General features: G+C 39.2%; 9 protein-coding genes. 2 read left to right on the plus strand and 7 right to left on the minus strand.

Going from position 1 to position 12,166, the window contains the following annotated elements; genetic code table 11:
• Together HMPREF2926_RS01400 and xerS are read left to right on the plus strand one after the other, a co-directional pair.
• The gene (locus HMPREF2926_RS01400; protein WP_070586211.1) at window positions 1–2,277 is read left to right on the plus strand and encodes a zinc-ribbon domain-containing protein; all 2,277 of its coding nucleotides are present in this window, start codon (window positions 1–3) and stop codon (window positions 2,275–2,277) included.
• A gap of 320 nt (window positions 2,278–2,597) precedes the next feature.
• Window positions 2,598–3,668: a tyrosine recombinase XerS gene (gene xerS, locus HMPREF2926_RS01405; RefSeq protein WP_049498823.1), complete on the plus strand. Its 1,071-nt coding sequence runs from the start codon at window positions 2,598–2,600 to the stop codon at window positions 3,666–3,668.
• Between the two features lie 82 nt (window positions 3,669–3,750).
• Here xerS and HMPREF2926_RS01410 read toward each other — a convergent pair whose 3' ends face one another.
• From HMPREF2926_RS01410 to HMPREF2926_RS01440, 7 genes are all read right to left on the minus strand, one after another.
• Complete coding sequence (locus HMPREF2926_RS01410; RefSeq protein WP_070586212.1) at window positions 3,751–4,392, minus strand: hypothetical protein; 642 nt, start codon at window positions 4,390–4,392, stop codon at window positions 3,751–3,753.
• Window positions 4,393–4,501: 109 nt separating this feature from the next.
• Window positions 4,502–5,491, minus strand: coding sequence for a lipoate--protein ligase (locus tag HMPREF2926_RS01415; RefSeq protein ID WP_006145561.1), 990 nt, complete (start codon window positions 5,489–5,491; stop codon window positions 4,502–4,504).
• Window positions 5,492–5,720: 229 nt separating this feature from the next.
• Window positions 5,721–7,427: a dihydrolipoyl dehydrogenase gene (gene lpdA, locus HMPREF2926_RS01420; protein ID WP_070586213.1), complete on the minus strand. Its 1,707-nt coding sequence runs from the start codon at window positions 7,425–7,427 to the stop codon at window positions 5,721–5,723.
• Window positions 7,428–7,468: 41 nt separating this feature from the next.
• Window positions 7,469–8,512 (minus strand): dihydrolipoamide acetyltransferase, encoded by a 1,044-nt coding sequence (locus HMPREF2926_RS01425; RefSeq protein ID WP_003007379.1) that lies wholly within the window; start codon window positions 8,510–8,512, stop codon window positions 7,469–7,471.
• A 271-nt stretch (window positions 8,513–8,783) separates the two neighbouring features.
• Entirely contained in the window at window positions 8,784–9,776 is a 993-nt protein-coding gene (locus tag HMPREF2926_RS01430; RefSeq protein ID WP_003011072.1) for an alpha-ketoacid dehydrogenase subunit beta, read from the minus strand.
• A 16-nt stretch (window positions 9,777–9,792) separates the two neighbouring features.
• Complete coding sequence (locus HMPREF2926_RS01435; RefSeq protein WP_070586245.1) at window positions 9,793–10,761, minus strand: thiamine pyrophosphate-dependent dehydrogenase E1 component subunit alpha; 969 nt, start codon at window positions 10,759–10,761, stop codon at window positions 9,793–9,795.
• 220 nt (window positions 10,762–10,981) lie between these two features.
• Entirely contained in the window at window positions 10,982–12,148 is a 1,167-nt protein-coding gene (locus HMPREF2926_RS01440; RefSeq protein WP_049507790.1) for an ATP-grasp domain-containing protein, read from the minus strand.
• Window positions 12,149–12,166 lie beyond the last annotated feature (18 nt).

Consider the following 12,166-nt stretch of genomic DNA (forward strand, 5'->3'; position numbering starts at 1 on the left):
ATGTCAGACTTAATCACTGATTTTCCAGCCTTATTGAACTATTGGGACTTTGACAAGAATATCAAAATAGATGTAGAAAAAATAACAATTACCAGTAAAAAACACATTAACTGGAAATGTCCTACCTGTTCTTATGAATGGAAAGCAAGTACATCAAAATCTTATAAGAATATTCAAAATCATTCAAAAATCTGTCCTGTATGTGAGCTTGGAAAAGTGTTCATAAAAGGGGAAAACTCTATATCTGCAAGGATTCCTAACTTTCTAAGGTACATAAACTTTCATTATGAAAATATAGAAACCATTCAGGAAGAGATTGATAATTTATCTTTTTCTTCAAAGAGGTTATTTCACTTCAAATGTCCTACCTGTCATGTTGGTTGGAAAGATGTAGCAAACACTTCTAAATTAATCAATAAACATAATCAAGAGCTTGTTCATGTCGGATGTAATGAAAGTACACATTTTGTACCTTACACTAAAGCATACCCTAATCTTCGGAAAATTTATCTTCCAGGGGAGCAAAACGATGTAGAGTTTAATGATTTGAAGTTAAGTGACAATGTTACAATCCCTAGAAATTGGAAATGCGACAAATGTGACCATATCTTTAAGTTGTCTATTGATCAGCTAATTTCAAGAATCAAAAGATATAGTTTCTATTGTACTAACTGTAAAGCTACATTCGATACCCCAATTAAAGTGAAAGCGAACCCCCTATTACATACAGATAGAAATCTTTTTAAGCAATTTATTCCAACTCATGTAAAAAGTAATATGATTGATAGTTTATCCAACATCTTAGTAAGATGGCAGTGTTTTAAATGTCATGGTCAATATGAATGTAGTGTTGTCAAAAGGCATCTTGAAGGCTGCCCTTATTGTGATAATAAATTGATGTTAAAAGGATATAATACTTTACAAGAAACTCATCCTTATTTAGAGAAATTTTGGGATAAAAGTAATGATAAACCTATTTCTGAATACTGGTATAAGTCTTCTAAATGCATAAATTGGAAATGCCCTTGCTGCAAAGTCAGTTTTTATTGTAGTCCAATTGAAATGATTTTAAGAACCGACTTAGAGAATAGTAATTTTCAAACTTGTCCTAATCGTTGTGATTGGGATACACTTGTTTTTAACAATGATATACTCTATAATTTCCCAAAATTACAGGAAGAATGGAGCGATAAAAATGGATTGCCTGTTCATTTAGCATTGAGCCACATCGAAACAAAAAAATATTGGTGGAAGTGTTCTGTTTGTCAAGGTGAATACCTTTGTTCAATTCCAATAAGAAAAGAAGTAATAGATAGCTGTCCATATTGTAATGATGAACAAGCATTAAAAGGTTATAATACAATTGCAGATACTTATCCTGAGTTGTGTGACCTTTGGAGTAGCAAGAATGTAGAAAAACCTGATGAGGTGACGAAATCGTCAGAAACCGAGAATAAAATATTTAATTGGATTTGTGATTGTTGTGATTTAGAATTTCAGGAGAGATTAGGGATTGTTCTAGGTGTGTTTACAAACAATAATTCTAATAGTCTCAATTCTATATGTCCTTACTGTAATAAAAAAATTCCTAAACCAAATGAAACACTAAGCTATGTTAAACCGTACTTAAACAATGAATGGGTAAAAGAACTGAATGGTGATATTGATACCTTCTTTTATAATTCAAATGCTTTAACCAATTGGATTTGTCGAAAATGTCACAGAAGTTTTAAAGCAAAAATTTCTGATCGCCACAAAAACGACCAATGTTGTCCATATTGTTCTTTTAAGAAGACTGCAAAAGGTTATAATGATCTTGAAACAACACATCCTTGGTTAATTAAAGAATGGTCATCATTAAATAAACAAGAAATGTCTTCAGTAAGGGCAAATTCAACATATAATGCATGGTGGAAATGCCCTGTATGTACTGGAGAATATCAGAAAGTTATTAAAGAAAAATTTTACAGAGAAAATTCTTGTCCATACTGTAGAAATCAAAAAGTATTAAAAGGATTTAACGATTTAGCAACAACGCAACAAAGTCTAATGAATGAGTGGGATTATCTAAATAACTCCTTGATAGTAAGTCCAACTGAAATTACAGAGTTGAGTATTCTGCCTGTATGGTGGATATGTCAAGAAAATCTTAATCACCGTTACAAAATTCAAGTAAAAGAAAGAATGGCATACAAAAAACGCAATAAAAGGTCGTGTTCCATTTGCAAAGGCCACAGAAGAAAGCAAGAACACTTTGTACAGTTTGAAAAAATATAGATAAATAAAAACACTCTAAATTTCATTAAATTGATATTAGAGTGTTTTTTTATTGTCAAAATGTACATTTGAAAATTTTTTAGTTTTCACTTAAATAAAGTACATTTTCAACTGAATTGAGAGTAGTAAAAAATTCCAGTGTTCACTTAAATAAAGTACATAATTGAGTATAATTGGCTTAAAAAATTTTTTTGGTTATCTTTTTGGATACAAAACAGTCCTATATAAACCCTATAACATCTTTCCGAAAAACTATAATTTTCTTGAAAAATATATCTAGCTATGCTATACTACTAGTATAGAAAGATTTGGAGAAAAACATGAAACGCGAGATCTTATTAGAACGGATTGATAAACTCAAACAAGTCATGCCCTGGTATGTATTGGAATATTATCAATCAAAATTGGCTGTTCCCTACAGTTTTACAACCTTGTACGAATACTTAAAGGAATACGATCGATTTTTCACCTGGGTCTTGGAATCTGGTATATCAGATGCTGACACCATGGCCGAGATCCCCTTAGACGTTCTGGAGCACATGACCAAGAAAGACATGGAATCCTTTATTCTTTACTTACGTGAACGCCCTCTGCTCAATGCCAATACAACAAAAAACGGGGTTTCTCAAACAACCATTAACCGTACCCTTTCTGCACTATCTAGTCTCTATAAGTATTTGACCGAGGAAGTTGAAAACGAGCAAGGCGAACCGTATTTCTACCGCAACGTTATGAAGAAGGTTGCTACCAAGAAAAAGAAAGAAACCTTGGCGGCTCGTGCTGAAAATATCAAACAAAAGCTCTTTTTAGGGGATGAAACTGAGGGATTTTTGAATTATATCGATGAGGAATACCCTAAAACACTCTCAAATCGCGCCTTATCTTCCTTTAATAAGAATAAAGAGCGAGATTTAGCCATTATCGCACTCCTTCTTGCATCTGGTGTCCGTTTATCTGAGGCAGTCAACTTGGACCTTCGTGACCTCAATCTTAAGATGATGGTGATTGATGTTACTCGAAAAGGTGGGAAACGTGACTCAGTCAATGTTGCTGCCTTTGCTAAGCCTTATCTGGAGCAATATCTTGCTATTCGAGACAAACGTTACAAGACTGAAAAGACTGATACAGCCCTCTTTCTGACCTTGTATCGAGGTGTTCCAAACCGAATTGATGCTTCTAGCGTTGAAAAGATGGTCGCCAAGTATTCAGAAGACTTCAAAGTCCGCGTGACACCCCATAAACTTCGCCATACATTAGCAACCCGTCTCTATGATGCAACCAAATCACAGGTTTTGGTCAGCCACCAGCTGGGACATGCTAGCACACAAGTTACAGACTTGTATACGCATATCGTTAATGATGAGCAGAAAAATGCTTTGGATAGTTTATAAAACTACATAACTTAAATTATGTAGTTTTTAGAGTTAAAAAGAGCGTAGATTTCTTATAGAATCTTACGCTCTTTTATACTTTCTATAAAAATTCGATCCAATAATTACGGTGTGGCTCAATAATGACTGGTTTTCCCCAAAATGATTTTAGATAAGCCAGGTTTGCAGGAGTGACAGGTCTTTTCTCACCATTGTACTTCTCTGCACTTTCTTTAGTTAAAAAGCATTTAACAGCTTCATATGGTGTACCATCGCTCGCTATTCGATCAATTCCTAAATAAGCAATCTCATCACCGGCTTTTGGAAAATCTGTAAATAGTTTACCAATAAAATAAACCGTCTTATTTTTCATTAATTCATAAGCTTTACTATTTTCCAATCTGTTATTCGCTGCAGCGTACATAATACAAAAGCTATCCACGATATCTTTCAAAGGCATTAATTCTTCTTTGCTGACTATAATTTCGTCGGGAGCAAGTCCACCAATGATTAAATTTTGATAATGAGGTTGCTGGATGATATTATCTAAAGCCATTCCTAATGGTAGTTGGACAGCTTGATAGCCTAATGGTTCGAGCTCTTGCTTTTTCTGGTCAAGGTGTTCTTGTGTAATACTGACATTCAAATCATAAGGACTGGAAGGTTGTTGTTTGCTAAAAAAAGCCACTACTATACGATCTAATTGTTCAAATAGACCAAGATTTTCAACTGGAACTTTCATCATCGAATATAATCCCCTTTTGTGTTCAGATTTCCTCTATATTGTACACTCATGGTTTTCGAATATCAAGTTTAAGATAAAAGATATCCATGTTAAATGGATATCTTTTACTTTATTCAACCACTGCTTCAGCAATTTCTTCTGCAGTGATTCCTGCGAAGTAACGACCTAGGTTAATGGTTTGTAGGGCTTTAAGAACGTCTTCGCGTTCGTATTTGACACCACGAAGGACATCTTCTACTGCTGCAACATCTTCGATACCGAAAAAGTCACCGTAAATCTTGATATCTTGAATTTTTGACTCAATAACATTCGCAAAGATTTCAACCTTACCACTTGGGAATTTAGTTCCACGACGGACGTTATACTCTGGTGATTTACCATAGTTCCAGTCCCAAGTTCCAAACTTAGTTTCTTTGATGCGATTGATTTCAGCTAATTCTTCATCTGAGAATACATACTCAGTCATCTCAGGGTATTCTTTTTTCATGTATTCCAAGAGTAAATCACGGAATTCTTCAACAGTGATCTTTTCTGGCAACTCATCGATGATATTGGTCACACGAGCACGAACGGATTTAACCCCTTTAGACTCAAATTTGTCCTTAGATACCTTAAGCGCATTAGCAAGGACAGACAAATCCACGTCAAAGAGAAGACAACCATGATGCATGATCCGACCATTGATATAGGCTTGGGCATTGCCACAGAATTTCTTGCCGTCGATTTCTAAGTCGTTACGGCCTGTAAATTCAGCTTTAACACCAAGTTCAGCCAAAGTATTGATCACTGGAGTAGAGAAGCTCTTGAAGTCAAAGGCCTTGTTTTCATCTTCTTTTGAAATGATGGTATAGTTAAGGTTGTTCAAATCATGGTAAACAGCTCCACCACCACTGATTCGACGGACTACTTCAATTCCATTTTCACGAACATAGTCACGGTTAATTTCCTCGATGGTATTTTGGTGACGGCCCACAATGATCGATGGTTTGTTAATCCAAAGAAGGAAGATTTGATCCTCGTCCAAAAGGTGTTTAAAAGCATATTCCTCTAAAGCAATATTAAAAGCAGTGTCGTTTGAATGATTGATAATGTATTTCATAGTAATTCCAAAAAATTCGTTTTATAAATCCTACTCATAGCAGGATGAGCATTAGACAGAAATAGTTGAATTTCACTTAATTTTCTGAAGTAGTAAAAAGAAATGTAACGAGTTATCGTTACATTTCTCGGAAAAATTGAGACAAGTGGCTCAATTTTTAGGCATGGAACTCTAATAGAGGTCGCTGCCGTCCGTACTACTTTAAGAAAATCTAATTGAAAGAATGATATTATTTCTTCTTAGGTGAATGGATGGCCATTCCAAGTACATCCGCAAAAGCTTCGTACATCACTTCTGAGAAGGTTGGGTGCCCATGGATGGTCTTGAGCATTTCTTCTACAGTGATTTCCATCTCAATGATAGTAGAAGCTTCGTTGATCAATTCAGCTGCTGCTGGACCAATAATGTGAACCCCAAGAACTTCACCATATTTCTTGTCTGCAATTACTTTTACAAATCCTTGAGCCGCATCTGATGCAATGGCACGTCCGTTAGCCGCAAAGTTGAATTTACCGATTTGGACATCATATTTCTCACGAGCTTGTTCTTCTGTCAAACCAACAGCTGCAACTTCTGGAAGGGTGTAGATCGCTGCAGGAGTCAAGTTCAATTTTGCAACAGCATGATTTCCCTTAAGAGCATTTTCAGCCGCTACTTCACCCATACGGAAGGCAGCGTGAGCCAACATCTTGGTACCGTTGATATCGCCTGGCGCATAGATGCCTGGAACAGATGTTTCCATGTATTCATTGACCTTGATCCGTCCACGATCCAATTCAAACTCGACTTCACCGATACCTTCAAGGTCTGGAACACGTCCGATTGATAGAAGAGCTTTGTTAGCAATGATATCATCTTTGCCTTCAACCTTGATACGGAGTTTTCCGTCTTCTTCAATGATTTCTTGCAGTTTTGTATCGGTCAAGATGGTCATCCCCTTGCGTTCAAGAATCAAACGAAGGTTCTTAGATACTTCCGCATCCATAGCTGGAACGATGCGGTCCATCATTTCGATGACTGTTACTTTTGAACCAAAGGTCATGAAGGCTTGACCAAGTTCGATCCCGACAACACCACCACCGATGATGACAAGGCTTTCTGGAACTTCATTCATTTCAAGAATATCGTCACTGGTCATGACAAGGGATGATTCCATACCAGGAACGTTGATTTTACTTACTTTTGAACCACCAGCAAGGATGATCTTCTTCGTTTCAAGCAATTCAGAACCATTTACCAAGACATTCTTATCTTTCGTAATGGTACCGATACCCTTGTGAACATCCACTCCGTAGCTGCGAAGAAGCCCTGCAACACCACCAACCAAGGTATTTACGACCTTGTTCTTGGTTTCAAGTACCTTATCCATATCTACTGAGAAACTTGGATTTTCAATGATAATACCACGGTTTGCCGCATGCCCAATATTTTCAATAATTTCAGCGTTGTGGAGGTAAGTCTTAGTTGGGATACATCCGCGGTTCAAGCACGTTCCACCAAGTTCAGATTTCTCAACGAGAGCGACCTTACCACCTAATTGAGCTGCCTTAATGGCAGATACATAACCAGCAGGGCCCCCACCGATCACTACGATATCATAGGCATCATCACTCTTATTGTCATCGTTTGAAGCACTTGCTGCAGCTGGTGCTGGACTCGCTTCTGGTGCTGCTCCTCCAGCTGTTGGGATGTTTTCCCCTTCTTCACCAAGATAACCGATTACTTCTGTTACAGGAACAGTTTCTCCATCCCCTTTCAGGATAGCGATCAAGTACCCATCTTCTTCCGCTTCCAACTCCATGCTGACTTTGTCTGTCATGATTTCAAGGAGAACTTCTCCTTCTTTTACAAATTCGCCGACTTTTTTATTCCACTGAACGATTTGTCCTTCGGTCATATCTACGCCGGCTTTTGGCATAATTACTTCTAAGGCCATTTTATTTCCCTCTTTTTCTTGCTTCTATTCTCTCTCGTTGATTAGACCAACATTGAAATCGGGTCTTCAATCAAGGCTTTCAAGTCTTTCATGAATTTGGCACCAGCCATTCCATCGACAACGCGGTGGTCAATGGTCAAGCCCAAGCTCATGATTGGACGAATGACAATTTCACCATTCACAACAACTGGTTTTTCAACCGTTGCACTAACTCCAAGGATGGCAGAGTTTGGTTGGTTGATAATCGGTCCAAATGATTGAACACCAAACATCCCTAAGTTACTGATGGTAAAGGTTGAGTTTTGCAATTCACTTGGAGCAAGCTTACCATCCAAGGTACGTCCGATAACGTCCTTGAAGGCTACCACCAACTCTGACAAGGTCATCTTTTCAGCATTGTAGACAACTGGAGTCATCAAGCCATTGTCCATCCCAACCGCCATCGCTAAGTTGACATAGTTATGAGTGATGATGGTTTTGCCATCTTCTGTCAATGACGCATTGATGTATGGGTGCTTCATCAAGGTCTTAACAACTGCTAGAGAAAGCAAATCTGTTACAGTGACTTTCTTGCCAGTTGCTTCCATGATTGGATCCAAAACCTTCTTACGAAGGGCCAACATTTGAGACATATCAATGTCATAGTTCAAAGTAAAGGTTGGTGCTGTCAAGTAAGATTCCACCATCCGTTGAGCGATCACCTTCCGCATTGGTGTCATCGGAATCCGCTCGATCTCACCATAAGGTGTCATATTATCTGGAGCTTCCTCCACCTTCTCGATTTCAGCAGGTGACTTAATGGTCTCATTCTCAATATTTTCAGGAAGGAAAGCAAGGACGTCCTTCTTCATGATCTTACCACGATGACCAGTTCCTTGAATCTCTTGCCAAGCAATATTGTGTTCTAAAGCAATTCGTTTTGCAAGTGGTGAAATGCGAACCACATTTGTGTCTTTATAGGTTTCCACGTCTTCTTTGTGGACACGACCGTTTGCGCCTGAACCAGAAACATCATAGAGGTTGATCCCAAGATCATCCGCTAATTTTCTAGCCGCAGGAGTCGCTCTTAGCTTATCATCAGCCATGACCTCTCCTATTCTATACTAAGATATCAAGGACGTAGTGGACAAAGAAAAAATAGGAGATTGACGCTGTGTTCCATGAACACAAGGAAATCTATCTTTTTTTTACAGTCCTCCGTCCGGATTCAGTTATAAGATACTAAGGGCGTCAAAAGTCAAAGTGAAAATAGGAAACTTGACGAAGAAACTTTAGTTTCTAGGAAAGTTTCTCTTTTTCACCCAGACTTTAGCCCGTGCTCTAATTTAAATGACATTACATAATTTATGTTATGTATTATTCTTTGTTATATGTTTTACGAATAGCATCTTTGATGCTTTCAACTGTTGGAATCATTGCATTTTCAAGGTTTTGTGCGTAAGGCATTGGCACATCTTCCCCCGCACAACGGCGGATTGGTGCATCCAAGTAATCAAATGCTTCTGATTCAGAAATAATAGCTGAAATTTCACCAATATAGCCACTTGTTTTGTGGGCATCATTGACAAGGACTACTTTTCCTGTTTTCTTGACAGAATTAATGATGATCTCTTTATCGAGTGGGACCAAGGTCCGTGGGTCTACTACTTCTACTGAGATGCCTTCTTCTGCCAATTCTTCAGCAGCTTGCATCACGCGACGAAGCATTTTCCCGTAGGTTACAACAGTGACATCTGTACCTTCGCGTTTGATTTCTCCGACACCAAGCGGAATCGTGTAGTCCGGATCAACAGGCACTTCCCCTTTTTGGTTGAATTCTGATTTGTATTCCAGAATGATAACGGGGTTGTTATCACGGATAGATGACTTGAGAAGTCCCTTCATATCCGCTGGCGTACCAGGAGCAACAACTTTCAAACCAGGAATATGAGTAAACCATGATTCCAAAGATTGGGAGTGTTGAGCTGCAGATCCAACTCCATTCCCAGCAGCACAGCGAATGGTCATCGGTACTTGACCTTTCCCGCCAAACATGTAGCGAGTCTTAGCAGCTTGGTTGACAATAGCATCCATGGCAATTACTGAGAAATCCATGAAGGTCATATCAACGATTGGGCGAAGTCCAGTCATGGCTGCACCAGCTGCTGCACCTGAAATTGCAGCCTCAGAAATCGGACAGTCACGGACACGTTCTGGACCAAACTCTTCCAGCATCCCTACAGAAGTCCCGAAGTCTCCACCGAACACTCCGACATCTTCTCCCATCAACAATACATTTTCGTCGCGACGCATTTCCTCAGACATAGCAAGGATAATGGTATCGCGGAAAGACATTAATTTAGTTTCCATAATTCTCTACTCCCCCTTAGTCTGCGTAAATATCTTCGAAAGCTGATTCGAGTGGAGGGAATGGGCTTTCTTCCGCAAATTTCACTGAAGCTTCAACTGCTTCTTTTACTTCTTCTTGGATCTGATCCAATTCTTCTGCGCTCGCAATCTCATTTTCAAGGAGATACTTGCGAAGGTTTTCGATTGGATCTTTCTTCTTCCACTCTTCGACTTCTTCACGGGTCCGGTATTTACCAGGGTCTGAAGATGAGTGACCAAGCCAACGATAGGTGACACTCTCGATCAAGACAGGGCCTTTACCAGAGCGGACGTGATCGACTGCCTTCTTAAATCCTTCATAGACATCAATAACGTTGTTCCCATCAGGAATAAACATTCCAGGAATGCCGTAAGCAGCACTACGCTCGTGGATATGCTCCACATTGGTCATTTTCTTGATATCTGCTGAGATTCCGTAACCGTTATTGATACAGTAGAAAATAACTGGCAGATTCCAGATAGAAGCCATATTGACCGCTTCGTGGAAGACACCTTCGTTGGTTGCGCCGTCCCCAAAGAAGCAGACGACAATCTTACCAGTCTTTTTCATTTGTTGAGTAAGGGCAGCACCTACTGCAATTCCCATACCACCACCAACGATCCCGTTAGCACCAAGGTTACCAGCATCGAGGTCAGCGATATGCATGGAGCCACCCTTCCCTTTACAAGTACCCGTATATTTCCCCAGGATTTCAGCCATCATGCCATTCAAATCGATTCCTTTAGCAATGGCTTGTCCGTGTCCACGGTGGTTAGATGTCAGCAAATCATCGTCGTTTAAAGCCAACATCGCTCCAACGTTAGCCGCTTCTTCCCCAACAGAAAAGTGCGTCATACCAGGCACTTTCCCTTTTTTTACTAACTGTGCAATTTTTAAGTCCATGCGACGGATTTCTTCCATTTTACGGAACATTTCCAATAAGAGACTTTTATCTAATGTTGCCATCATTTCGCCTTTCTTAGCATTTATTCATTCATTTTTATTCTAGCCAAATATGAAAGCACTGTCAAAAATAATGCTCAAATGATTTCACAAACTATATACCTTGGAGGGAGGTTTTATAAGCATTTTCAACTTCAAATAAACCATTTCACAAACTTTTCTTTCATAAGATTACATTAAAATATAAAAAAACCGATAGGATCCTATCCTACCGGTCGTTATCTTATGATTGGCGTTGGCCAAAGTCATGAATCATTTGTTCCAATTCTTCACGACTAGGTGTAGTAAGCATATAGAGGTAATCTCCCTGAAGTTCCGCAAAGGCCGCTGGCATGTCTTTCTTGACACGGAATTGATCATGGTATTTAGCCAAAACTTCTTCCTCTGACAGAGCATAAGCTGCATTGGCACGACGAGAGGTTGCCAAGCAATAAAGAGGCTCAAACTCAGAAGCTGGGAAAGGTTCTCCTGCTACAATGGCGGCATAGCCACGGTACAAATCAATCGAGTGAGCGTAGTTGTAGACATCGATGGTAAAGCCACCTGCAGGGCGATTATTGTACTCTATCGCAATATAGTCATCCCCATCGCGGAAGAACTCAATGTGGAAGAAACGTTCCTTCATGCCAAAAGCTTTGACAATGGCTTCCCCGTATTGACGCAATATTGGATCCATCTCTTTGAGGACATAATAAGAATTGTCCATCTTGTAGAGCATCAAATCGAGTGGCGTATAGGCATAGTCAAAAGTAGTCGAGAAGACAATATTACCATCGCGATCGACCAGACCATCAAAGGTACAAATCTCACTAGAAGTGACGAATTTCTCAAAGAAATACTCCGTATGTCCATCCCATTCTGCCTTGAAATGATCTACATCTTCTGGTGTTTCAAGTTTAAAGGTCGCCGCTGCTCCTACTCCATTGTCAGGTTTGGCAATCAATGGCAACCCAATCTTCTTCACGGCCTTATCAATGTCTTTTTCTGTTTTAACCACAGCACCCGGAACGACTGGGACTCCAGCCTTCTTGAAGAGTTTCTTCATTTCGGATTTGAACTTGGTTTTCTTCAGATCTTTTGGCTTAGCCCCGAAGACATTGAATTGCTCCCGAAGCGCCGCATCCAATTCCAACCAGTATTCATTGTGGGATTCGATACGGTCGATTGGACCATGTTTGTAAAAGAGAAAGGCTACCGCACGCTTCACTTCATCCAGATTTTCCAAATTTTCAACACGGAAATATTCTGTTAAGCTGTTGCGCAAAGGCTCATCTAACTGTTCATATGGCTCTTGACCAATTCCCAAGACAGTAATCCCTTTATTAGCCAATTCAATTGTAAATTGTTGGAAGTTTTGTGGGTAATATGGTGAAATAACGATATAATTCATTGAGGTCTCCTCCCTTTT

It is taken from the genome of Streptococcus sp. HMSC078D09, assembly GCF_001813675.1.
Taxonomy (GTDB): Bacteria; Bacillota; Bacilli; order Lactobacillales; family Streptococcaceae; genus Streptococcus.